Origin of the sequence: Micromonospora sp. NPDC048170, assembly GCF_040652795.1 — a bacterium.
Lineage (GTDB): Bacteria > Actinomycetota > Actinomycetes > Mycobacteriales > Micromonosporaceae > Micromonospora.
Genome location: NZ_JBEZMR010000001.1, coordinates 372,250 through 395,634, shown reverse-complemented (window position 1 = coordinate 395,634; position 23,385 = coordinate 372,250). Strand labels below are relative to the sequence as shown.

General features: G+C 73.4%; 19 protein-coding genes and 1 pseudogene. 9 read left to right on the top strand and 11 right to left on the bottom strand.

What is annotated here, in order from left to right:
• Positions 1-72: 72 nt before the first annotated feature.
• Both AB0D32_RS01695 and AB0D32_RS01690 read right to left on the bottom strand, forming a co-directional pair.
• Positions 73-876 (bottom strand): SGNH/GDSL hydrolase family protein, encoded by an 804-nt coding sequence (locus AB0D32_RS01695; protein ID WP_357084168.1) that lies wholly within the window; start codon positions 874-876, stop codon positions 73-75.
• Positions 865-1,925 (bottom strand): annotated as a pseudogene (locus AB0D32_RS01690) (SGNH/GDSL hydrolase family protein); the annotation flags it as partial. The gene AB0D32_RS01695 and the pseudogene AB0D32_RS01690, both read right to left, overlap by 12 nt.
• A gap of 144 nt (positions 1,926-2,069) precedes the next feature.
• On the opposite strand from AB0D32_RS01690, the gene AB0D32_RS01685 reads away from it, so the two are divergent.
• Positions 2,070-2,426, top strand: a complete 357-nt coding sequence (locus tag AB0D32_RS01685; protein ID WP_357083163.1) for a YkvA family protein — start codon at positions 2,070-2,072, stop codon at positions 2,424-2,426.
• Positions 2,427-2,502: 76 nt separating this feature from the next.
• Positions 2,503-3,873: a cystathionine beta-synthase gene (locus AB0D32_RS01680; protein ID WP_357083160.1), complete on the top strand. Its 1,371-nt coding sequence runs from the start codon at positions 2,503-2,505 to the stop codon at positions 3,871-3,873.
• A 53-nt stretch (positions 3,874-3,926) separates the two neighbouring features.
• Here AB0D32_RS01680 and AB0D32_RS01675 read toward each other — a convergent pair whose 3' ends face one another.
• The 7 genes from AB0D32_RS01675 to AB0D32_RS01645 all read right to left on the bottom strand — a co-directional run bounded on the left by AB0D32_RS01675 (position 3,927) and on the right by AB0D32_RS01645 (position 11,933).
• Positions 3,927-4,436 carry a GNAT family N-acetyltransferase gene (locus AB0D32_RS01675; protein ID WP_357083157.1) on the bottom strand — a complete coding sequence of 170 codons (510 nt, stop codon included), beginning with the start codon at positions 4,434-4,436 and terminating at the stop codon, positions 3,927-3,929.
• Positions 4,433-5,362 carry a ribonuclease Z gene (locus AB0D32_RS01670; RefSeq protein ID WP_357084165.1) on the bottom strand — a complete coding sequence of 310 codons (930 nt, stop codon included), beginning with the start codon at positions 5,360-5,362 and terminating at the stop codon, positions 4,433-4,435. The genes AB0D32_RS01675 and AB0D32_RS01670 overlap by 4 nt, the downstream gene beginning before the upstream one ends.
• Before the next feature lie 343 nt (positions 5,363-5,705).
• A complete protein-coding gene (locus tag AB0D32_RS01665) occupies positions 5,706-6,890 on the bottom strand; it encodes an osmoprotectant NAGGN system M42 family peptidase (protein ID WP_357083154.1) in 1,185 nt (394 codons plus the stop codon).
• Entirely contained in the window at positions 6,887-8,695 is a 1,809-nt protein-coding gene (ngg, locus tag AB0D32_RS01660; RefSeq protein WP_357083151.1) for an N-acetylglutaminylglutamine synthetase, read from the bottom strand. The genes AB0D32_RS01665 and ngg overlap by 4 nt, the downstream gene beginning before the upstream one ends.
• A 2-nt stretch (positions 8,696-8,697) precedes the next feature.
• Positions 8,698-10,482: an N-acetylglutaminylglutamine amidotransferase gene (locus AB0D32_RS01655; protein ID WP_357083148.1), complete on the bottom strand. Its 1,785-nt coding sequence runs from the start codon at positions 10,480-10,482 to the stop codon at positions 8,698-8,700.
• Between the two features lie 203 nt (positions 10,483-10,685).
• Positions 10,686-11,348 carry a peptide-methionine (S)-S-oxide reductase MsrA gene (gene msrA / locus AB0D32_RS01650; RefSeq protein WP_357083145.1) on the bottom strand — a complete coding sequence of 221 codons (663 nt, stop codon included), beginning with the start codon at positions 11,346-11,348 and terminating at the stop codon, positions 10,686-10,688.
• Positions 11,349-11,522: 174 nt separating this feature from the next.
• Entirely contained in the window at positions 11,523-11,933 is a 411-nt protein-coding gene (locus AB0D32_RS01645) for an HIT family protein (protein WP_357083142.1), read from the bottom strand.
• Between the two features lie 119 nt (positions 11,934-12,052).
• Here AB0D32_RS01645 and AB0D32_RS01640 point away from each other — a divergent pair, with 119 nt between their 5' ends.
• The 3 genes from AB0D32_RS01640 to ilvA all read left to right on the top strand — a co-directional run bounded on the left by AB0D32_RS01640 (position 12,053) and on the right by ilvA (position 15,997).
• Positions 12,053-13,195, top strand: coding sequence for a cystathionine gamma-synthase (locus AB0D32_RS01640; RefSeq protein ID WP_357083139.1), 1,143 nt, complete (start codon positions 12,053-12,055; stop codon positions 13,193-13,195).
• 16 nt (positions 13,196-13,211) lie between these two features.
• On the top strand, positions 13,212-14,609 hold the full coding sequence (locus tag AB0D32_RS01635; protein WP_357083136.1) for an amidase family protein: 1,398 nt from the start codon (positions 13,212-13,214) through the stop codon (positions 14,607-14,609).
• Positions 14,610-14,776: 167 nt separating this feature from the next.
• Entirely contained in the window at positions 14,777-15,997 is a 1,221-nt protein-coding gene (ilvA, locus tag AB0D32_RS01630) for a threonine ammonia-lyase (RefSeq protein WP_357083133.1), read from the top strand.
• 80 nt (positions 15,998-16,077) lie between these two features.
• Here ilvA and greA read toward each other — a convergent pair whose 3' ends face one another.
• Together greA and AB0D32_RS01620 are read right to left on the bottom strand one after the other, a co-directional pair.
• The gene (greA, locus tag AB0D32_RS01625; RefSeq protein WP_357083130.1) at positions 16,078-16,575 is read right to left on the bottom strand and encodes a transcription elongation factor GreA; all 498 of its coding nucleotides are present in this window, start codon (positions 16,573-16,575) and stop codon (positions 16,078-16,080) included.
• 155 nt (positions 16,576-16,730) lie between these two features.
• Positions 16,731-17,165 (bottom strand): DUF4307 domain-containing protein, encoded by a 435-nt coding sequence (locus tag AB0D32_RS01620; protein WP_357083127.1) that lies wholly within the window; start codon positions 17,163-17,165, stop codon positions 16,731-16,733.
• Positions 17,166-17,356: 191 nt separating this feature from the next.
• Here AB0D32_RS01620 and mca point away from each other — a divergent pair, with 191 nt between their 5' ends.
• The 4 genes from mca (at position 17,357) to AB0D32_RS01600 (ending at position 23,366) form a co-directional block, all read left to right on the top strand.
• Positions 17,357-18,238 carry a mycothiol conjugate amidase Mca gene (gene mca / locus AB0D32_RS01615; protein ID WP_357083125.1) on the top strand — a complete coding sequence of 294 codons (882 nt, stop codon included), beginning with the start codon at positions 17,357-17,359 and terminating at the stop codon, positions 18,236-18,238.
• 48 nt (positions 18,239-18,286) lie between these two features.
• On the top strand, positions 18,287-18,580 hold the full coding sequence (locus AB0D32_RS01610) for a hypothetical protein (RefSeq protein ID WP_357083122.1): 294 nt from the start codon (positions 18,287-18,289) through the stop codon (positions 18,578-18,580).
• Positions 18,581-18,822: 242 nt separating this feature from the next.
• Positions 18,823-21,291: an EAL domain-containing protein gene (locus AB0D32_RS01605; RefSeq protein ID WP_357084162.1), complete on the top strand. Its 2,469-nt coding sequence runs from the start codon at positions 18,823-18,825 to the stop codon at positions 21,289-21,291.
• A gap of 80 nt (positions 21,292-21,371) precedes the next feature.
• Complete coding sequence (locus AB0D32_RS01600; RefSeq protein WP_357083119.1) at positions 21,372-23,366, top strand: thioredoxin domain-containing protein; 1,995 nt, start codon at positions 21,372-21,374, stop codon at positions 23,364-23,366.
• The last annotated feature ends 19 nt before the right edge of the window (positions 23,367-23,385 follow it).

Sequence of the window (23,385 nt, the reverse complement as noted above, 5' to 3'; positions counted from 1 at the left end):
GGTAACTTCGGGCGGAAGCTGCCCGCCGGCCGGGAAATGTCACGCCCGCCCCGGGCCGGGACGGCCGGCGGGTCAGTGCCGGGAGGCGACCACCGCGGCGGCGGCGACGGCCGGGAGCAGGGCGTGCGCCCAGACCCGGTAGCCGTCGGCGGAGGGGTGGTAACCGTCGTGGCAGAGCGTCCCGGCGTCGGCCCGGAACACCGGGCCGGTCTCGGTCGCCAGGTCGACCACCGTGCCGCCCGCGTCGAGCACCGCCGCCGTCTGGGCGCGCGCCACCCGCCGCCCCGACCAGCCGACCACCTGCCGCAGCGGCGGGGCGATCGCGCGTACGGCGCCCAGGTCGGGGCACGTGCCGACGACCACCTCCACCCGGGCCTCGCGGAGCCGGTGCACGGCTGCGCCGAGGTACGCGGCGGCCTCCACCGGGCGGCGCAGGCTGGTGGCGTCGTTGGCCCCGATCAGGATCACCGCCACGTCGGGGCGCTCACCGAGCAGCGCCCGGGCCACCTGGGTCGCCAGGTCGGTCGACCGCGAGCCCGAGACGCCGACGCTGGACAGGTGCACCCGGCGGCCGTTCGGGCCTTCGGCGAGCAGGTTGGCCAACTGCCCGCCGATGGTCTCGTCGAGGCGGCCGACCCCGACACCGAGGGCGGACGAGTCGCCGAGCAGCACCAGTCGCAGCGTCGGCGCGTCGGTGCGCCCGACCGTGGCGCGCAGGGCGAGCGCCAGCTCCGGCTGGGCGTACCGGCGGTGCCGGGCGGCGAAGGCCTGACCGGCGAGGACGGCGGCGCCGCCGACCGTGCCGGCGAGCAGGCTGAGCGTCGCCGCCCGGCCCAGTCGATTGGCGAGCCCCGAGGGGATGAAGCGCTCGCTCATGCCAGTCCCTCCAGTGTGGGTGAGTCGACGGCGGGGCCTGGTTGCGGCACCGCGCCGACACCGAAGAAGGCCCGTCGGCGCAACTGTGCCCACCGGCCGGCGGGGCCGCGCTCGCGCCCCCGGACCTGGATGCCGCTGACCTCGGTGCCCGGGTGGCGGGCCGCCTCCTGCGCGGCCTGTGGCAGCGACCGTACGCCCTCGCCCCGGATGAGGGTCGGGCGGCGTTCCTGCCCCGCGCCGAGCGCGGACAGCACGGTCGGCAGCAGCGCGGCGGCGGCCATCGCGTAGCCCTCCGCCGAGGGGTGGAACCGGTCCCAGGCGAACATCCGGGTCGGCTCGGCCGTGAACCGGGGCCCGAGCAGGTCGCCGAGGGATACCGTCCAGCCGCCGGCCTCGACCACCGCGACCGTCTGGGCGGCGGCGAGCTGCCGGCTCCAGCGGCGGGCCAGCCAGCGCAGCGGCGGCTGGATCGGCCGGATGGCGCCCAGGTCGGGGCAGGTGCCGACGACGACCTCGCAGCCGGCGGCACGCAGCGTGCGGACCGCGTCGACCAGGTAGCGCACCGCCAGGCTGAAGGGCGCGCGGTTGGTCACGTCGTTGCCGCCGATCAGGATCACCGCGACGTCGGGGCGGCACTCCAGCGCCGCCTCCACCTGGTGCCGGAGCACGGCCGAGATCGCGCCGACCACGGCGAAACGGTGCAGCCGTACGGGGCGTTGCAGGCGGCGGGACAGGCCGGTGGCGAGCAGGGCGCCGGGCGTCTCCCGGCGGCGGTGCACGCCGTAGCCGGCGGCCGACGAGTCGCCGAGCACGACCACGGTGACCGGCGGGCCGGGGAGTTTCGCGCCGTAGACCCCGTCGCAGCGCGGTGGTGGTGCCTCGGCCATCGGGATCGTGCGCCGGGCCTGCCGGGCCTGCCCGAGGAGCACGCCGCCGGTCGCTGCCACGGCCGCGGCGGTGGCGCCCGTGCCGATCGCCGCGAGGCGGGCGATCTGCCAGGCGCGCTGCCAGCGCTGACCAACCGGGACGACGGAACCAGCGACCCCCATACAGCGACATTATCGCGCCGGAACGACACGCCGCTGTCGTCGTGTCGGCTCCCGGGTGCCTGGAAGCCGACGCTCCTGGGTACCTGTACCGGTGACCGAAGGTTGCGCGGGCGCGTCATCCTGGCACGTGGAGAGGGGCCGAACATGGGGAAGACATTGAAGCGCAGCGCGGCGTTCAGCGCGCTGGCCCGGGCGCTCGCGACCGGGGCGCGGGGCGGGCCGTCGCTCGGGGCACGGCTGGGCGCGCTGCCTCGCATGATCCGGGCCACCGCCCGGGGGGAGTACGACGGCGGCCTGCGGCTGGCCCTGATGACCGCGGCGACGGCGTACATCGTCTCGCCGATCGACCTGCTTCCGGAAATTCCGCTGGCGGTCTTCGGCCTGGCCGACGACGCGGTCATGGTGACCTGGCTGGCCGGCAGCGTGCTGGCCGAGACCGAGCGGTTCCTGGAGTGGGAGGCCCGGCGCAGCTCGGTGATCCCCGGGCACGTGGCCTCCTGAACCCACGTACCCTGGGGCGTCGAGGAAGACGTCTGCCCGGCCTCCGCCGGCGCCGGAGGAGAAGGGCACAAACGAGGTGCGGTACTACGACAACGTCGTCGAGATGATCGGCAACACCCCGCTGGTACGCCTGCGCAACGTCACGGCCGGCATCCAGGCCACCGTGCTGGCGAAGGTGGAGTACCTCAACCCGGGCGGTTCGGTGAAGGACCGGATCGCGCTGCGGATGGTGGAGGACGCGGAGAAGGCCGGCATCCTCCAGCCGGGTGGCACGATCGTCGAGCCGACCAGCGGCAACACCGGTGTCGGCCTGGCCCTGGTGGCGCAGCTGCGGGGCTACAAGTGCGTCTTCGTCTGCCCCGACAAGGTCAGCCAGGACAAGCAGGACGTGCTGCGCGCGTACGGCGCGGAGGTGGTGGTCTGCCCGACCGCCGTGGCCCCGGAGGACCCGCGCTCCTACTACAACGTCTCCGACCGGCTGGCCCGGGAGATCCCCGGCGCCTGGAAGCCCAACCAGTACAGCAACCCGGCCAACCCGCGCTCGCACTACGAGACCACGGGCCCCGAGCTGTGGGAGCAGACCGGGGGCGAGATCACCCACTTCGTGGCGGGCGTCGGCACCGGTGGCACCATCTCCGGCATCGGGCGCTACCTGAAGGAGGCGTCGGAGGGGCGGGTCAAGGTCGTCGGCGCGGACCCGGAGGGCTCCGTCTACTCCGGCGGCACCGGCCGGCCGTACCTGGTCGAGGGCGTCGGCGAGGACTTCTGGCCGGAGACGTACGACCGGGGCGTCGCCGACGAGATCGTCGAGGTCTCCGACAAGGCGTCCTTCGAGATGACCCGGCGGCTGGCCCGCGAGGAGGGGCTGCTGGTCGGCGGCTCCTGCGGGATGGCCGTGGTGGCCGCCCTGGAGGTGGCCCGCAAGGCCGGCCCGGACGACGTGGTCGTGGTGCTGCTGCCGGACAGCGGCAAGGGCTACCTCTCCAAGATCTTCAACGACACGTGGATGGCCCGGTACGGCTTCCTGGACAACTCCGGCACGGAGCCGACGGTCGCCGACGCGCTCGCCGGCAAGCCGGGCGGCCTGCCCGAGCTGGTGCACGTGCACCCGACCGAGACGGTCCGCGACGCGATCGACTACATGCGCGAGTACGGCGTCTCGCAGTTGCCGGTGCTCAAGGCCGAGCCCCCGGTGGTCACCGGCGAGGTGGCCGGCTCGATCGCCGAGAGGGACCTGCTCGACGCGCTCTTCACCGGCCAGGCGCACCTGCACGACACCATCGAGCGGCACATGGCCGACCCGCTGCCGATGATCGGCGGCGGCCAGCCGGTGAGCGAGGCGGTCGGCCTGCTGGAGAAGTCCGACGCCGCCCTGGTGCTGGTCGACGGCAAGCCGAAGGGCGTCCTCACCCGGCAGGACCTGCTCGCCCACCTCGGCGCCCACTGACGAGTAAGGAAGGACCCCTTCTCAACGCCTGGGCGTTGAGAAGGGGCCCTTCCTTACACCACGCGTGAGTAGCGGAGCTGGGTGGTGAGCGCCGGGCCGATGCGGTCGTCGCGGGCGACGCCGGTGAGCGTCCAGCCGCCGCGCTCGTAGAAGCTGCGGGCCTGCACGTTGTCCCGCAGGACCCAGAGCACCGCGCGGGACCGGTCGCGCGCCCGCATGGCGGTGAGCGCGTCGACCATCAGGGCGCGACCGGTGCCCCGGCCGCGTTCGGCCGGGTCGAGGTGGATGGCGTTGAGCAGGCCCGTCGCCGGGTCGCCCTCGTCGTCGGGCCCGAGGTAGCTGAAACCGACCAGCCGGCCGTCGCGCTCGGCGACGGTCATCCGGTGCTCGTCGCGTTCCCATCGCCACCGCTCGACCCAGTACTGTCCCATCGCGTCCGGCCCCGGCTCGGCCAGCGCCTCGGGCGGCAGGAACGACGCGTACGCCGCCGCCCGGGACCGCTGGTGCAGGGCGCCGACCGGCATCAGGTCGGCCTCGGTGGCGGGGCGGAGGATGACCGTCACCCGGTCGAGGCTACCCGCCGGGGCGGCACCTGCACGGTCGTCAGGTCCTCGGCGATCACCAGGTCGCCGTCGAAGTGCGCGCGGGCCTCGTCGGCGAAGCGGCTCGGGTCGGCGTACCGCTGGGAGAAGTGGGTGAGCACGAGCCGGCGTACGCCCGACTCGGCCGCCACCCGCGCGGCCTGGCCCGCCGTGAGGTGGCCGACCTCGGCGGCGAGCGCGGCCTCCGAGTCGAGGAACGTCGACTCGATGACGAGCAGGTCGGCGTGCTCGGCGAGGGCGTACACCCCGTCGCAGAGGCCGGTGTCCATGACGAAGGCGAACCGCTGCCCCGGCCGGCGCACGCTCACCTCGTCGCGGGTGACGCGGCGTCCGTCGAGATCGAGGTGGCCGACGCGGAGCAGTTCCCCGACGGCCGGCCCGGCGATGCCGTACGCGGCCAGCCTCTCCGGCAGCATCCGGCAGCCGTCCGGCTCGACGAGCCGATAGCCGTACGTCTCGATCGGGTGCCGCAGCCGGCGGGCCTCCAGCGTGCCGACGCCCAGGGTGATCAGCTGCCCGTCGGCCTCGATGGGCTCGACGCGCAGCTCGGCGGTCTCGTGGAAGGAGCTGGCGTGCCGCAGCCGGGCGAAGTATTCCGCGCCGCCGGCGGGAAAGTGCACCGCCACCGGGTGCGGCACCCGGTCCAGCGAGAGCCGCTGGATGGTGCCGGGCAGGCCGAGGCAGTGGTCGCCGTGGAAGTGGGTGACGCAGATCCGGGTCAGGTCGGTGGCGGTGACCGTGGTGTGCAGGAGCTGCCGCTGGCTGCCCTCGCCCGGGTCGAAGAGGATCACCTCGTCGTCCCAGCGCAGCACGTACCCGTTGTGGTTGCGCTGCCGGGTCGGGGCCTGGCTGGCCGTCCCGAGCACCACCAGCTCGCGCATCGACACGGTGACCTCCGGCTGTGCGCCCGGGACGGGGTGGAAAGGGTCGACCCCCGGGGCTTCCGCGCTCACGCGCGGGCCGGCTGGACTGGGCCGGCACCCCGGGGGTCGGGTGGCTGTCGTGGTTTCGCCGCACCGCTGCCACACGGTCTCGACGATGGTGCTGTGCCCGCCTCGCGGCGGACGGTTTCACTGTCGAGGACAGCGGCTAGCGGACAGCCACCTCACGAGTCCGATTGCTGTACAAGTCTGGACCACCTCCTTTCCCGTGTACCGCCACGCTATCCAGCCCCCGCGCCCCGGGCAACGGATTTCGATCACACGGCGCCCGGCAGTGGCGCGCCGGCGGTCACGGGTGCTCGGCGATGCCGATCGGTCCCTCGCGGGGACCCTCCTCGCTGGCCGGCTGCACGGCCAGCGACGGGAAGTCGGCCAGGTCGCCCTCCGGCTCGGCGTCCCACTCGGGGAAGACCAGGTCGCTCTGGAGGTAGAGGCAGAGCAGTTGGGTGAGCTGGCGCAGGCCGTCGAGGTGGGTGCGTTCGTGCCCGTGGGTGGCGTCCACCCCGAAGCCGAGCAGTGCCACCCGGGCGTGCGCCCCGGCCTCCACGGCTGCCGCCACGTCCGAGCGGTAGTAGTCGAAGACGTCCCGGACCAGCCGTACGCCGTGCTCGGCGGCGATCGAGGCCAGGTTGCGGGTCAGGTGGTAGTCGAACGGGCCGACGCCGTCGCCCATCGCCAGGGTGGCCGCGTCCTCGCGGGACTGCTGGCCGGGGGCGACCACCGCGGCGTCCACCGACACGATCTCCGCCACGTCGGGGTCGAGGCCGTGCGAGGCGCCGTGCCCGATCTCCTCGGTCACGGTGACCAGCAGGTGCGCGGTGACCGCCGGCCGGGCGCCCGCGTCGACCATCGCCTTGAACGCGGTCAGCACCGCCGCCACGCCCGCCTTGTCGTCCAGGTGCCGGGACTTGACGTACCCGGAGGGGGTGACCGTCGGGTTCGGCAGGAACGCGACGAAGTCCCCGGCGTCGATGCCGAGCGCGCGCAGGCCGGCGATGTCGTCGACCGGCTCGTCGACGCGGACCTCGACCTGTTCCCAGCCCACGCCCTGAAGGTCGACGCCCTCGTTGTAGCGGTGCCCGCTGGCCTTGAGGGGAAGCACCTGGCCGGTGACCACCCGGTCCAGGTCGTCGGTGAAGATCCGCACGTGCGCACCCTCGGCGAACCGGGCGCTGTGCGTACCGATCGGCTTCAGCTCCAGCCGGCCGTTCTCCTTGAGCCGCTTGACCATGCCGCCGATGGTGTCGGTGTGCACCACGATCGCCCGGTCGGCGCCGGTGGAGCGGGGGCCGGGCAGGTGGGCGCTCAGCGCGCCGCGCCGGGTCAGGGTGGAGGCGATGCCGAGCGCGGAGAGCCGCTCGCCGACGTACTGCTGCACGTGGTCCGTACGCCCCGACGGGCTCGGGATCTCCAGCAGCTCCAGCAGCACCTGGCGCAGGTAGTCCAGGTCGATCTCCAGTGGGCGTGGGGTCACGCGGCACCTCCCGGGCCGGCCGGGGTCCAGAGCCGCTGGGGCGCGCGGGTGCCCGGGAAGAGCAGGTTGACGAAGCGCTCGGCGGTCGGCTGCGGCTCGTGGTTGGCCAGGCCGGGCCGCTCGTTGGCCTCGATGAAGACGTGCTCGGGCCGGTCCGGTGCCTCGACCAGCAGGTCCAGCCCGGTGACCGGGATGTCCAGGGCACGGCTGGCCGCCACGCACGCGTCGGCGATCGCCGGGTGCAGGTCCCCGGTCACGTCGTGGATGGTGCCGCCGGTGTGCAGGTTGGCGGTCCGGCGTACGGCCAGCACCTGCCCCTCGGGCAGCACGTCGTGCAGCTCGTGGCCGGCCTCGGCGAGCACGTCCCGGGTCATGTCGTCGAGCGGGATCCGCGACTCGCCACCGGTGGCGGCGGCCCGGCGACGGCTCTGCCGCTCGATCAGCTCGGCGATCTCGTGCACCCCGTCGCCGATGATCGAGGCGGGACGCCGGACCGCGACGGCCACCACCTCGTGGTCGATGACGACGACCCGCAGGTCCTCGCCGGGGTGCATCTCCTCGATCAGCACGTCCGGGCAGAACCGGGCGGCCAGCTCCACGGCGGCGGCCAGCGCCTCGGGGCTGCGTACGCCCACCGTGATCCCGTTGCCCTGCTCGCCCCGCGCCGGCTTGACCACCACCTGACCGGCCTCGGCGAGGAAGGCGGTGTCGCCGTCGTCGCCGGTGGCGGTCCGGCCTCGTGGCACGGACAGCCCCGCCTCGGCGAGGATCCGGCGGGTGACCCGCTTGTCGTCGCAGCGGCTCATCGCCACCGCCGAGGTCAGCTCCGACAGCGACTCGCGGGTCAGGACGGTCCGCCCGCCGCTGCTCAGCCGCAGCTCACCCCAGGCCGGGTCGGTGACCTCCACCCGGATGCCGCGCCGCATCGCCTCGTCGGCCACGATCTTCGCGTACGGGTTGAGCTGGTCGTATCCCTCGGGTGTGGCGGGCAGGAAGAGCCGCTCGTTGATCGGGTTCTTCCGCTTCACGCAGAGCGTCGACGTCCGGTAGAAGCCGAGCCGCTCGTAGAGCCGGATCGCCCCGGCGTTCTCGGCGAGCACGGACAGGTCCACGTACGCCCGCCCCCGCTCGACCAGCCGGGCGGCCAGCGCGGTGATCAGCGCCTGGCCGGTGCCCGGCGGCGCCGTGTTGAAGTCGACGGTGAGGCACCACAGGCTGGCCCCGTCGTCCGGGTCGTCGAAGACCGCGACGTGGTCGACGCCGGTGATGGTGCCGACGATCTCGCCGGCCGCGTCCTCGGCGACCAGGTGCAGGAACCGGTCGGTGCGCGCGTTGGCGACGAGCACGTCGACTCCGGCGGTGACCATGCCGTTGCGGGCGTAGATCCGGTTCACCGCGTCCGCGTCGGCGGCGTCGGCCAGCGGGCGGATGGCCAGTCCCGGGACGTCGTCGGTCGGCCGGTGGTCGCCGAGCGGCAGCCGGTAGGTCAGCGACGGGTCGATGAACAGCTCGTCGGGCAGCCGGGACACCAGCACGTGCGGGTCGCGCAGGTAGATGCAGATGTCCCGGGAGCCGGCTGCCTCGGACCGCAGCACGGCGGCGACGGCGGCCTGGTCGGCGAAGGTCTGCCCGAAGACGAGCCGCCCCCAGCCGCAGTCCAGCACCACGTCGGTGTGGCCCTCGCGGGTCGGGGTCTCCGCCGGGTCCGGTGCCATCGGATCGCCGCCGGGGCCCACCCGCTCCCGTCGCCGCCCGCCACGCAACCGGTCGGGCCGGGCCGCGCCGGTCGCCAGGGTGTCGGTCACGGTCAGTCGATTCCGTGGCTCTGGAGCCACATTTCCAGGAGGCCGAGTTGCCACAGCTTGTTTCCGTTCAACGGGGTCAGTTCGGCGTTCGGGTCCGCGAGCAGGGCGTCGACGTAGTCGGCGCGGAACAGGTCACGGCGGCGGGCCTCGGGCGCGCAGAGGGCGTCGCGTACCCGGTCGAGGAGCTTGCCCTCCAGGTGGGTGAGGCCCGGCACGGGGAAGTAGCCCTTCGGCCGGTCGATAACCTCGTGCGGCAGCATCCGGCGGCCGATCTCCTTGAGCACCCCCTTGCCGCCCTGCGCCAGCTTGAGCTCCGGCGGGCAGCTCGCGGCGAGCTCGACGAACTCGTGGTCGAGGAACGGCACGCGGGCCTCCAGCCCGTGCGCCATCGTCATGTTGTCCACCCGCTTGACCGGGTCGTCGGTCAGCATGACCTGGGTGTCGATCCGCAGTCCGGCGTCGACGGCGGTCTCGGCGCCGGCCCGGCCCAGGTGCGCGGCCACGTACTCCCGCGCCGGGTCGCCGTCGGTCAGCCAGGCCGGGTTCAGCACCCGGGCCAGCCCGGCCGCGTCCCGGTCGAAGAAGGCCCCGGCGTACGTGTCGAGCGCCTGGTCCCGGCCGATGCGGGCGAGCGGCGGATACCAGTGGTAGCCGCCGAGGATCTCGTCCGCGCCCTGACCGGACTGGACCACCTTGACGTGCTGCGACACCACCTCGCTGAGCAGGTAGAACGCCACGCAGTCGTGGCTGACCATCGGCTCGGACATCGCGGCGACGGCCGCCTCCAGGGGCGACACCAGGTCGGCGGCGGCCACCCGGATCTGGTGGTGGTCGGTGCCGAACGTCTTCGCGACGAGGTCGGAGTAGCGGAACTCGTCGCCCTCCCGGCCGCCGACGGCGTCGAAGCCGATCGAGAAGGTGGCGAGCCCGCGTTGGCCCTCGCCGGAGAGCAGGGCCACCACCAGGCTGGAGTCCAGGCCGCCGGAGAGCAGCACGCCCACCGGCACGTCGGCGACCATGCGGCGGCGTACGGCGGTGGTCAGCGACTCCAGCAGGGCGTCCTGCCAGTCCTTCCCGGACCAGTCGGCCCGCTCGGCGGAGCGGGTGAAGGCCGGGTCCCAGTAGACCCGCTCGGAGGTGCGGCCGTCCGCCTCGTAGACCCGTACGGTCGCCGGGGGCAGCTTGGTGACCCCGCGCAGGATGGTGCGCGGCGGCGGCACGATGCTGTGGAAGCTCAGGTAGTGCGCGAGCGCGACCGGGTCGATGCCGGTGTCGACGCCGCCCCCGGCCAGCAGCGCGGGCAGGGTGCTGGCGAAGCGCACCGTGCCGGGCGTCTCGGCCAGGTAGAGCGGCTTGATGCCGAGCCGGTCCCGGGCCAGCACCAGCCGGCCCGTGTCCCGCTCGCTGATCGCCACGGCGAACATGCCGACCAGGTGGTCGACGAAGTCGAGCCCCCACTCGGCGTACGCCTTGAGCACCACCTCGCTGTCGCCCGAGGAAAAGAAGCGGTGGCCCTTGGCCTGGAGTTCCGCGCGCAGTTCGCGGTAGTTGTAGACGCACCCGTTGAAGACGCCGGTCAGCCCCGCGCCGGGGTCGACCAGGGGTTGTCCGCTCGCGGCGGAGAGGTCGATGATCTTCAGGCGTCGGTGTCCGAGGGCTGTCGGGCCCTGGGCCCAGACGCCGCTGTCGTCGGGCCCCCGGTCGCTCATCGTGGCCGCCATGCGCTCCACCGCCGCCACATCGGCGCGTGAGCCGTCACGACGGAACTCTCCCGCAAGTCCGCACATGCGAGCCCATGCTGCCAGAGGTGGGTGGGGCTCGCCCGTTGAGCTGATGCCGACAGAAGCACCCGGTTGCTAAGATGCGCGCCCCGGCGCGATCGACGCGTGGTCGCGGCAACATTTCCGGCCCGGGCCGGCCCGGTGCCCGAATCGGAACCGGGCCCGCGGTGTGACAAACACCGCAGACCCGATCACGACCGTAGCCGGGGTCAGCCGGCGGTGCGGGCGATGCCGACGGGGCAGCTCAGCCCGTTCGGGCCGTGGTTGCAGTACCCGTTCGGGTTCTTCGTGGGCGCCAGGTACTGCTGGTGGAGGTCCTCGGCGAAGTAGTACTCACCGAGGCGGTCGATCTCCGTGGTGATCTCGCCCTTGCCGGCCCGCGCCACGATCGGCGCGAACGCGTCCCGCGACGCCTGTGCGGTGGCGAGCTGGTCGTCCGTGGTCACGTAGATCGTCGACCGGTACTGGGTGCCCACGTCGTTGCCCTGGCGCATGCCCTGGGTCGGGTCGTGGTTCTCCCAGAAGACCTTCAGCAGGTCCTCGTAGTTGATCCTGGTGGGGTCGTAGACCACCTGGACCACCTCGGCGTGCCCCGTCCTGCCCGAGCACACCTCCTCGTACGTCGGGTTCGGCGTGATGCCGCCCGCGTAACCGGCGGACGTGGTGATCACGCCCGGCAGGGTCCAGAACAGCCGCTCGGCGCCCCAGAAACAGCCCATGCCGAACACGGCCACCTGCGAGCCCTCCGGGAAGGGGCCCTTGAGCGGGGTGCCCAGCACCTCGTGCCGGTCCGCGATCGGCATCGCGATCAGGCGACCCGGCAGGGCCTGGTCGGAGGTGGGCAGCTCGGCCTTCATACGGCGCAGGAACACGGTGGGACTCCTCTCGTACCTCTCCCAGCGTGCAACACCGCCGGACCCGCCTTCCTTACCCGCTCCACCCTGACTCAGGCGGACCGGCGCCGAAACCTCCAGCGGCGGTGATCAGGACGCCATGGACCTCAAACAGGCCGGGTAACGTCCATCGCGTCCTGATCACCGGTGGGGTCACAGGGCTGTGGTTATTCGGGCGGCGTGGGTTTCGGCCTCGGTGTCGTCGGCGTAGCGGGTGCGGGGCCAGAAGAAGCCGCGCAGGCCGTCGCCCCTGGTGCGGGGCACCACGTGGGTGTGCAGGTGCGGGACGGACTGCGACACCTTGTTGTTCATCGCCACGAACGTCCCGCCGGCCCCCAGACCGGTCTCCACCGCCACCGCGAGCCGGCGCACCAGGCCGAAGTAGCCGGCCAGCGCCTCGGCGGGCAGGTCGGCCAGGGTGACCAGGTGGGTGCGCGGCACCACCAGCACGTGTCCCTTGAAGACCGGCCGGGTGTCCAGGAACGCCACCCCGTCGGGCCCGTCGGCCACCCGGAAGGCGGGGACCTCGCCCGCCACGATCCCGCAGAACACGCACCCGCCCATCGGTCCAGGCTATGCCGGCAGCCCGCGGGGAGGGGCGTTCCGCCCATCGCATCGACTGTGATGGTCATTCGTGCGGCCTTTCCGTTCCGGCGTCCGGGACGGGGCATTAGCCTCACGGGATGAGTCACGGCTTCGACACGCTCGCCATCCACGCCGGCCAGGATCCCGAGGCCCGCACCGGCGCGGTGATCCCACCGATCTACCAGACCAGCACGTACGCCCAGGACGCCGTCGGCGCGCCGCGGCTGGGCTACGAGTACAGCCGCTCCGGCAACCCCACCCGCGACGCCCTCCAGGAGTGCCTCGCCGCGCTGGAGGGCGGTCCGGTCGGGCTCGCCTTCGCCAGCGGCCTGGCCGCCGAGGACACCCTGCTGCGTACCGTCTGCAAGCCGGGCGACCACGTGGTGATCCCCGACGACGCGTACGGCGGCACGTACCGGCTCTTCGCCCGGGTTGCCGAGCGCTGGGGGCTGGACTTCACCCCGGCGAAGGTCTCCGACCCCGACGCGATCCGGGCCGCCGTCGAGCCGGGCCGGACCCGGATCGTCTGGGTGGAGACGCCCACCAACCCGCTGCTCGGCATCGCCGACATCGCCGCGCTGGCCGGCGTCGCGCACGACGCGGGTGCCCTGCTGGTCGTCGACAACACCTTCGCCTCGCCGTACCTTCAGCAGCCGATCGCGCACGGCGCGGACGTGGTGGTGCACTCCACCACCAAGTACGTCGGCGGCCACTCCGACGTGGTCGGAGGCGCGCTGGTCGCGGCCGACACCGGGCTGGGCGAGGAACTGCGCTACCACCAGAACGCGATGGGCGCGATCAACGGTCCCTTCGACGCGTGGCTCACCCTGCGCGGCATCAAGACCCTTGGCGTACGCATGGACCGGCACTGCGACAACGCCGAGCGGATCGCCGCCTACCTGGACGGGCACGCCAAGGTCGGTCAGGTCATCTACCCGGGGCTGCCCACGCATCCGGGCCACGAGGTGGCCTCGAAGCAGATGCGCCGGTTCGGCGGGATGATCTCGTTCCGGGCCGCCGGCGGCGAGGAACACGCCGTCGAGATCTGCAACCGGACCAATCTCTTCATCCTCGCCGAGTCGCTCGGCGGCGTGGAATCCCTGATCGAGCACCCGGGTCGGATGACACACGCAAGTGCTGCCGGCTCGCCGCTTGAAGTTCCCGGCGATCTCGTGCGACTGTCTGTCGGCATCGAGACGGTCGACGACCTGCTCGCCGATCTGGAGCAGGCGCTGGGCTGACCGCTGGTGAGGGAGGGTGGCCGTGCAGGACATCATGCCGACCTGGGTGGGGGCGACCGCCAAGCAGATCGCCCGGGGCGTACGCAGGGGCGACGTCACGGCCACCCAGGTCGTCGCCGACCACCTGGACCACATCGCCCGGGTCGACGCCGACCTCGCCGCGTTCCGCACAGTACGCGGCGGGGAGGCGATCACCGAGGCGGAGAAGGTCGACGAGCAGGAGGACCTGGCCAACCTGGCGCTGGCCGGGGTGCCGGTGGCGGTCAAGGAGAACACCGCCGTCGCCGGGCTGCCCACCTGGAACGGGTCGGCTGCCGTGCGTACCCCCGTGGCCGAGGCCGACCACGAGGTGGTCCGGCGGCTGCGCGGCGCCGGGGCGGTGATCCTCGGGGTGACCCGGATGCCGGAGCTCGGCCTGTGGGGCATCACCGACGACGAGACGGCGGTGACCCGCAATCCCTGGAACATGGGGCGTACCCCCGGCGGCTCCTCCGGCGGCGCGGCCGCCGCGGTCGCCGCCGGGCTGGTGCCGATCGCCCACGGCAACGACGGCCTCGGCTCGATCCGCATCCCGGCGGCCTGCTGCGGCCTGGTCGGGCTCAAGCCCGGCCGGGGGGTGGTCCCGTGCCAGCTCGGCGCGGACGACTGGTTCGGCCTCACCGAGCACGGCATGTTGACCAGTACGGTCGCCGACGCGGCCGTCGGCTTCTCGGTGCTGGCCGGGCGCCGCCCGGAGAAGCTGGTGCCGCCGCAGCGGCTGCGGGTGGGCGTCTCGCTCCGCTCGCCGGTGCGGGGCGTGCACCCCGACGCGCCAAACCGTGACGCGGTCACCGCCGCCGGCCGGCTGCTCGCGGGCGCGGGCCACGACACGGTGCCGGCCGATCCGGTCTACCCGACGGCGCTGGGCCTGCAGGGCATGGCCACCTGGTTCGCCGCGGCGGCCGCCGACGTCCGCGCCGCCGGGCTGGACCGGCGGGGCCTCCAGCGGCGCAGCCGTCGGCACGTCGCCCTCGGCGAGTGGGCGCAGCGGCGCGGGTACGTCCGGGAGGCCGACCGGGCGGCCTGGCGAGAGCGTTCGATCGGCTTCTTCGCCGACCACTCGATCGACCTGCTGCTCACGCCGGCCCTGGCCACCGTGCCGCCGGAGGCCGGCGGCTGGTCGGGCCGGTCCTGGCGGGCCAACATGCTGGCCAGCATCAGGTACGCCCCGTTCGCCGCACCGTGGAACATCGCCGGCCTGCCCGCGCTCGTGGTGCCGGTGGGCCGCCGCCCGGACGGGCTGCCGGTCGCCGTGCAGCTGATCGGCCCCCCGGGCTCCGAGCTGCTGCTGCTCGGCGTCGCCGGCCAGTTCGAGATGCAGGCCCCCTGGCCCCGCCACGCCCCCACCTACCCCCGCATCCCCACCCCCGTCTGACCACTCCCCGTCCTCCCCACCCGCGCACCCTTTGCGCGATCTTGCACTTTCTGCCCCCGCGAATCGGGACAAAAGGCGTACTCCGTGGGCCGAAACTGCAAGATCGCGGGGGGAGTTGCGGTGGGGGAGGCAGGGGGAGCGGGGGTGGGGGGTGGCACGATCAGGGCATGACGGAGTTGGTCGGTCTTGCCGACGTACGGGCCGCGCGGGAACTGCTTGACGGCGTCGTACGCACCACCCCGCTGGAGCCATCCCGGCCGCTCAGCGCCGCGCTGGGCGGGCCGACGTGGCTCAAGTGCGAGAACCTGCAACGCGCCGGCTCGTACAAGGTGCGTGGCGCGTACGTGCGGATCTCCCGGCTGTCGGAGGCGGAACGGGCCGCCGGCGTCGTCGCGGCGAGCGCCGGCAACCACGCCCAGGGGGTCGCGCTCGCCGCCGGCCTGGTCGGTACGCACGCCACGGTCTTCATGCCGGTGAACGCGCCGCTGCCGAAGGTGGCCGCCACCAAGGGGTACGGCGCCCAGGTCGAACTGGCCGGCAACACCGTCGACGAGTCCCTGGTCGTGGCGCAGTCCTTCGCCGAACGGACCGGGGCGACGCTGATCCACCCGTTCGACCACCGGGACGTGATCGCCGGCCAGGGCACGGTGGCCCTGGAGATCCTCGAACAGTGCCCCGAGGTCAGGACGATCATCACCGGGGTCGGTGGGGGCGGCCTGGTCTCCGGCATGGCGGTGGTGGCCAAGGCGCTGCGGCCCGACGTGCGGATCATCGGGGTGCAGGCGGCCGGTGCCGCAGCCTTCCCGCCCTCCCTGGTGGCCGGCGAGCCGGTACGCCTTCCGGCGTTCGGCACCATCGCGGACGGCATCGCCGTCGGCCGGCCGGGGGACCTCACCTTCACCCACGTCCGCAAGCTGGTGGACGAGGTGGTCACGGTCTCGGAGGAGGACATCTCCCGGGCGCTGTTGATGCTGCTGGAGCGGGGCAAGCAGGTGGTCGAGCCGGCCGGTGCGGTCGGCGTGGCCGCGCTGCTGGCGGGCGTCGTCGAGGTGGAGGCGCCGGTCGTGGCGGTGCTCTCGGGCGGCAACATCGACCCGCTGCTGATGCTCCGGGTGATAGAGCACGGCCTTGCCGCCGCCGGGCGCTACCTGCGGGTGACCGTACGCTGCTCGGACCGCCCGGGTCAGCTCGCGTCGCTGCTCGGTGAGATCGCCGAGCACCGGGCGAACGTGGTGGACGTGGAGCACCAGCGGGCCAATCCGCACCTGCGCCTGGGCGAGGTGGAGGTGGCCCTGTCGGTGGAGACCCGGGGTGTGGAGCACTCCGACACGCTGATCAGCGCGTTGCGGGCCAGCGGCTACCAGGTGGTCTTCGCCGGCGAGGCGTGACACCGGGGACCGGTGCCACGCCTCGCCGGGTCGTGTCGTTCGTCCGTATCACCCCGGGCCGAGCCGGGCGGCGGAGATGCTCAGCCGGAGAACGGCTCGAAGCTGACCACGGTCACCTTGATGTCGGCTCCGCTGGGAGCCGTGTAGGTGCAGGTCTGGCCGGGGCGACCACCCAGGATCGCCTTGCCCAGCGCCGACTCAGGGCTGTAGACCGTCAGGTCGGTGGTCGACGCGATCTCCCGGGAGCCGAGCAGGAAGGTGTCGGTGTCGTCCTTGTCGTCGTCGAAGTAGATCGTCACGACCATGCCGGGCGACACCACGTCGGCGGCCGGTGCCCCACCCACCTTGGCGGTGCGGAGCAGTTCCTTGAGGTAGAGGATGCGCCCCTCGGCCTTGCCCTGCTCCTCGCGGGCGGCGTGGTAGCCACCGTTCTCCCGCAGGTCGCCCTCCTCGCGCCGGGCGTTGATCTCGGCGGCGATGACCGGCCGGTTGGCGATCAGCTCGTCGAGCTCGGCCTGGAGCCGGTCGAATGCGTCCTGGGACAGCCAGGTGGCGGGCGCCTCGTTGCCAGTGGACACAGGCGGTCTCCTCGTTTGTGCGTGCTGGCTGACAGGTGAAGTTCCAAGCTACCAGTGCGGTACGACACAGGGTGCGCTCGAGCGCCGTCGCGGCCCTCGGCACGGAGGCCGTCCGCGGCGTCCGCGCCGATGCCTCCGGCCCGCGTCGTGGCTGCTCAGGCGGGGGGTCGGCAGCGCACCACCTCGCCGATGAAGGGTCGGGCGGTGGTGGCCAGGCGGTGCTGTGTGGTCACCTGCCGCTGGTCGGGCCGGGCGGTCACCGTCACCTCTTCCCGGGCCACCTCGGCGCCGTCGCGGTCCCGGGCGCGCAGCAGGCAGACCGCCGAGCCACCCTCCGGCACGGTGACCCGGAAGTCGACCAGCACCTGACTGTCGGTGATCCCGGTGTAGGTGATCACCTGGGAGTCGTAGTTCGGGTCGCCGTACTGCCGGTAGAGCCGCACCGAGACCAGGGTCATGACCGCGACCAGGGCGACCACCAGCAGACCCGCCAGCAGCGGGCGGCGACGCCCGGGCGCCCGGCGGCGGCCGTACCGGCCCGGCGGGAAGGCGGGCGCGCCCGACGGAAGTGTGGCGTGCGTCTCGGTCACCGGCGGGTATCTCCTGGCGTCGTTGTCGGCGGCATCAGCAAGAATGGCAGAGTTCCATCCTCCCAGCCCGTCCTGTCGTCAAATATGACAGGTCGGCACCGGCAGGTCCCGGCGCGGGGGAGGATTCCGGCAGGTCAGCCGGGCGGTCCTGCGGGGGGTCCGCCGGCGGGCAGAGACGAGGAGCGCCGACGTTGGCAGAGCGACTGCGACTGATGGCCGTCCACGCGCATCCCGACGACGAGTCGAGCAAGGGTGCCGCGACCATGGCGAAGTACGTCGCCGAGGGCGTGGACGTCCTGGTGGTCACGTGCACCGGCGGCGAGCGCGGCAGCGTGCTCAACCCGAAGATGGACCGACCGGACGTCTGGGCCAACATCGCCGACGTACGCCGGGCGGAGATGGACGCCGCGCGGGCGATCCTCGGCATCGAGCAGGCGTGGCTCGGCTTCGTCGACTCCGGCCTGCCCGAGGGCGACCCGCTTCCGCCGCTGCCCGAGGGCTGCTTCGCCCTCCAGGACGTCGAGGCGGCGGCCGGCCCGCTGGTGCGGCTGATGCGCCAGTTCCGTCCGCACGTCGTCACGACGTACGACGAGGAGGGCGGCTACCCGCACCCCGACCACATCATGACCCACAAGGTCAGCGTGGCGGCGTTCGAGGCCGCCGGCGACCCGGAGCGCTACCCGGAGCTGGGCGAGCCGTGGCAGCCGCTCAAGCTCTACTACGACATCGGCTTCTCCAAGGGCAAGATCATGGCGCTGCACGAGGGGCTGCTCGCCGTCGGCCTGAACTCGCCCTACGAAGAGTGGATCAAGCGCTGGGAGGACCGCCCCGACAAGGGGCCCCGGATCACGACGCGGGTCGAGTGCGCCGACTACTTCCCGGTCCGCGACGACGCGCTGCGCGCCCACGCCACCCAGATCGACCCGGACGGCTTCTGGTTCCAGGTGCCGATGGAGTTGCAGAAGCAGGCGTGGCCGACGGAGGACTTCGAGCTGGTCCGCTCGACGGTCGACAGCCCGCTGCCCGAGTCGGACCTCTTCGCCGGGGTGCGCGAGACGGCCCATGCCCGCTGATCCGACCGAGGGCTACCCTGGTCACCAACCGCACACCGGAGGAACACCATGCTGACCGCCGCACAGGTGCTCGCCCAGAACAACTTCGGGGACACCCGCACGGGTGGCCTGGCCGGGCCGATGGGTCTCTTCCTCATCCTCGTTCTGGCGACCGCCACCGTCCTGCTGATCCGCAACATGAACACCCGGCTGCGTCGGCTGCCCGACCGGTTTCCCCATCAGGGCCCGCCGGAGACGTCCGACCGGGCGGAGGCGGCAGTCGTCGATCCGACAGAAGGCGGGCGGGCACAGGATTCATCCTCCGCTGCTCCCACCGGGCGTCAGCAGCGTCGCAACGGCTAGTCCACGCATGATTCACGTCGAACCGGGCCGTAGCCCCCTGTTGCGGCCACCGGGTTTGCCTTAGCCTCTCGCCGGGGGGACCAAGAGTTCCCGAGCCGTGCGCGGGAGGGGGCGCCGATGACCACCACACCAGCGGTCGCCCGTCGTACCGGCGAGCGGCCCGCCGGCGGAGCGGATCGGTGACCTCCGGCAGGGCCGGCGAGTCGACCGACCGGCTCGGAGCCCGCGACACCTCCGCGCGGCTGCTCCTGCTCACCATCGCCGTCGTGCTGACCGCCGTGGTCGCCGCCGCACTGGGCTGGACCGCGCCATCACGCCTACCCGCCGGCGACCCGCTCGGCGGGCCGGCCCGGTTCGGCCTCGCCGTAGTCGTGTTCGCCGTCGCCCAGCTGGCCCGGCTGCGGTTCCGCACCGCCGCCGGAATGGTGAGCATCACCTGGGGCGAGGCGGCGCTGATCATCTGCCTCTACCTGACGCCCACCGGCTGGCTCCCCTCCACCGCGCTCCTCGGCACGGCTCTCGCCTGGTCGGCCATGTCGCTGCTGGGCGACCGGCGGCCGGTGCTGGAGGTGGTCCGGATCACGGCCTCGGTGACCGCCGCCACCGCCCTGGCCGTCTCGGTCACCACCGCGCTCGGTGATCCGCTGCTGGCGACGCCGACCCCGGCGCTCGCCCTGGCCGTGCTCGCCGGATCGGTCAGCTACCTCATCGCCACCGCCTGGCTCGGCGGCGCCACCCTGGCGCTGCGGCACGGCATTCCCGTCGCGCCGCCGCTGCTTGCCGCGCTGCGGGGCAAGCTGCTGATGTTCGTCGGGAACGTGGCCGTCGGCCTGGTCGTGGTGGCGCTGCTCGAGCTCGACGCGCGCTGGCTGCTGCTGCTCCCGCCGCCGCTCTGGCTGCTTCAGCAGACCTACCGGCACCGGCTCCGCGCCGACCAGGAACGCCGCACCTGGCGGGCCTTCGCCGAGGCCACCGCCGCGCTCAACCAGCTCGACGAGCGGGGCGTCGCCACGGCCGCGGTGAGTGGCGCGCTGGCCCTGTTCAACGCCGAACTCGTCGACGTCGACGTGGCCCGGGGCGACGGCCGGTGGCGGCGCTACCGGGGCGACGCAGGCGGCCAACTGGTCGATCGGGAGGTCGCACCGCCCGGCCGGACCGAGCCGGAGGAACACGAGCTGGTGCGTACCCTCACCGTGGGGGCGGCCCGGGTGGGCGAGCTTCGGGTCCGGTTCCCGCGCTCCGCGCCCCCGATCGCCTGGGAGCGCGACGCGGTGGCCGCGTTCGGCGACGCACTGGCCGCCGCACTGCACGACGCCGCGACCCACCGGGAGCTGCGCCTGGTCACCGCCCGCTCGTCGTACGAGGCGGTGCACGACCAGCTCACCGGGCTGGTGAACCGGTCGGCCATGCTCAGCAAGGGCGACCAGGCGCTGCGCCAGCTCGCCCACGACCATCCGGTGGCGCTGCTGCTGCTCGACATCGACCAGTTCAAGGAGGTCAACGACACCCTCGGGCACGCCGCCGGCGACCAGTTGCTGCGGTTGACCGCCAACCGGCTGGGCACCCTCGCCCGCAGCGGGGACCTGCTCGCCCGGCTCGGCGGCGACGAGTTCGCGCTGCTGCTGACGTCGGTCCCGGTGATCGGTGACCGGGCCGCCCCGGTGGCGTACGCGCTGCGGCAGGCCCGCGAGATCGCCGAGCAGCTCGCCGCGCCGACCGAGGTGGCCGGGGTGCGGATGTCCGTCGAGGTATCCGTCGGGGTGGTGGTCGCCGACGCCGGCACCGCCGACCTGACCGAGCTGCTGCGCCGGGCCGACATCGCCATGTACCAGGCAAAGGAGGGCGGTGGCAGCGTCGCCGCGTACGACTCCACCCGGGACGCAGCGAGCACCGACCAGTTGGCGCTGCTGGCCGAACTGCGCGAGGCGCTGAAGGCCGACGACCAGCTCGTGCTGGCGTTGCAGCCGGCGGTCGACCTGGCCACCGGCGCCCCGACCGGGGTGGAGGCGCTGATCCGCTGGCGGCACCCGCGCCGGGGCTGGCTCGGGCCGCACGACTTCATCCGGCCGGTCGAGAACAGCGAGCAACTCGGCACCTTCACCCGCTACGTGCTGGACAAGGCGCTCGCCGTCGCCGCCGGCTGGGCCCGTGACGGGCTCGACGTGCCGATCTCGGTCAACCTGTCGGCGCGCAGCCTGCTCGACCCCCGCCTGCCCGCCGAGATCGCCGATGCCCTGCGCCGGCACCAGGTGCCGCCGAACCGGCTGGTCCTGGAGATCACCGAGACGGTGGTGATGAGCGAGCTGGAGGTCATCGACGAGGTGCTCGCCACGCTGCGGTCGATGGGCGTGCAGCTCGCGGTCGACGACTTCGGCACCGGCTTCTCCTCGCTGACGTTCCTCACCCGGATCGCCGTGGACGAGCTCAAGGTGGACCGTTCCTTCGTGATCCGCATGGCCGACTCCCCGGAGGCGGCGGCGATCGTACGGACCACCGTCGGGCTCGCCCACGAGCTGGGGCTGCGGGTGGTGGCCGAGGGTGTGGAGACCGCCGAGCAGCGCTCCGCCCTGGCCGAGCTGGGCTGCACGGCCGCCCAGGGCTACCACTTCTTCAAGCCGATGCCGGCCGACAAGATCGGCGCGGTGCTGGGCACCCTGCTCGACGAGGCCCGCCCCAACGTCTTCCCGCTGCGCGCCGACGGCGCCTCCTGACCCGGCCCCGCCCGCCGTACCGCCCAGCGGGCCACTGCGGAGCGCGGGCGGGCGCGTCACCGGGTGGTTATGGTCGTCGGGTGAACCGACTCGCTGACGCCACGAGCCCGTACCTGCTCCAGCACGCCGACAACCCGGTCGACTGGTGGCCGTGGTGCGACGAGGCGTTCGCCGAGGCGAAACGGCGGGACGTGCCGGTGATCATCTCGGTCGGCTACGCGGCCTGCCACTGGTGCCACGTCATGGCCCACGAGTCGTTCGAGAACGAGCAGGTCGGCGCCCTGATGAACGATGGCTTCGTCTCGATCAAGGTGGACCGTGAGGAACGCCCCGACGTCGACGCCGTCTACATGACCGCGACCCAGGCGATGACCGGGCAGGGCGGCTGGCCGATGACCGTCTTCGCCACTCCGGACGGCACCCCGTTCTTCTGCGGCACGTACTTTCCCCGGGAGAACTTCCTCCGGCTGCTCCAGTCGGTCACCACCGCCTGGCGGGACCAGCGGGACGCCGTGATCCAGCAGGGCGCCGCCGTGGTCGAGGCCATCGGCGGTGCGCAGGCCGTGGGCGGCCCCACCGCGCCGCTGGACGCCACGCTGCTCGACGCCGCGGCCGACCAGCTCGCCAAGGAGTACGACGAGGTGAACGGCGGCTTCGGCGGCGCGCCGAAGTTCCCGCCGCACATGAACCTGCTCTTCCTGCTCCGGCACCACCAGCGCACCGGCTTGCGGCGCAGCCTGGAGATCGCCCGGCACACCTGCGAGGCGATGGCCCGGGGCGGCATCTACGACCAGCTCGCCGGCGGCTTCGCCCGCTACTCCGTCGACGGGCACTGGACCGTGCCGCACTTCGAGAAGATGCTCTACGACAACGCGCTCCTGCTGCGCGCGTACACCCAGCTCTGGCGACTGACCGGCGACCCGTTGGCCGCCCGGGTCGCCGCCGAGACCGCCGCCTTCATGATCGACGACCTGGGCACTCCCGAGGGAGGCCTGGCCTCCGCGCTGGACGCCGACACCGAGGGCGTCGAGGGGCTCACCTACGCCTGGACGCCGGCCCAGCTCGTCGAGGCGCTGGGGGAGGACGACGGACGCTTCGCCGCCGACCTGTTCGCGGTGACCGACGAGGGCACGTTCGAGCACGGCACCAGCGTGCTGCGGCTGGCCCGGGACGTCGACGACGTCGCCCCGGAGGTGGCCGCCCGCTGGGAGCGGATCCGGGCCCGGCTGCGCGAGGTCCGCGACACCCGACCCCAGCCGGCCCGCGACGACAAGGTGGTCGCCTCCTGGAACGGGCTCGCGGTCACCGCGCTGGTCGAGCACACCGCGCTCACCGGCGACCCGGTCACCGCCGCCGCGGCGGTACGGATCGGGGAGGCGCTGGCCGATCGGCACATCGTCGACGGGCGGCTGCGTCGGGTCTCCCGGGCCGGGGTGGTCGGCGAGCCGGCCGGCGTGCTGGAGGACCACGGCTGCGTGGCCGAGGCGTTCTGCGCGCTGCACCAGCTCACGGGGGAGGGGCGGTGGCTGGAGCTGGCCGGTCAACTGCTGGACACCGCGCTGGAGCGGTTCGCGGCCCCGGGCGGCGCCTTCTACGACACCGCCGACGACGCCGAGCGGCTCGTGACCCGCCCCGCCGACCCCACCGACAACGCCACCCCGTCCGGGCGCTCGGCGATCGTCGCGGCGCTGGTCGCGTACGCGGCGCTGACCGGCCAGACGCGCTACCGGGAGGCCGCCGAGGCTGCCCTGTCGACCGTGGCGCCGATCGTCGGCCGGCACGCCCGCTTCACCGGCTACGCGGCCACCGTCGGGGAGGCGCTGCTCTCCGGGCCGTACGAGATCGCGGTGGTCACCGACGAGCCGACCGGGGACCCACTGGTCGCGGCGGCGCACCGGCACGCCCCGCCCGGCGCGGTGATCGTGGCGGGCCACCCCGGCCAGCCCGGGGTGCCGCTGCTCGCCGACCGGTCGCTGGTCGACGGGCGGCCCACCGCGTACGCCTGCCGGGGTTTCGTCTGCGAGCGGCCCGTGACGGCGGTGGACGACCTGGTCGCCCAGCTCACCCGGCGCTGAGCCGCCCGGTGCGGCGGTG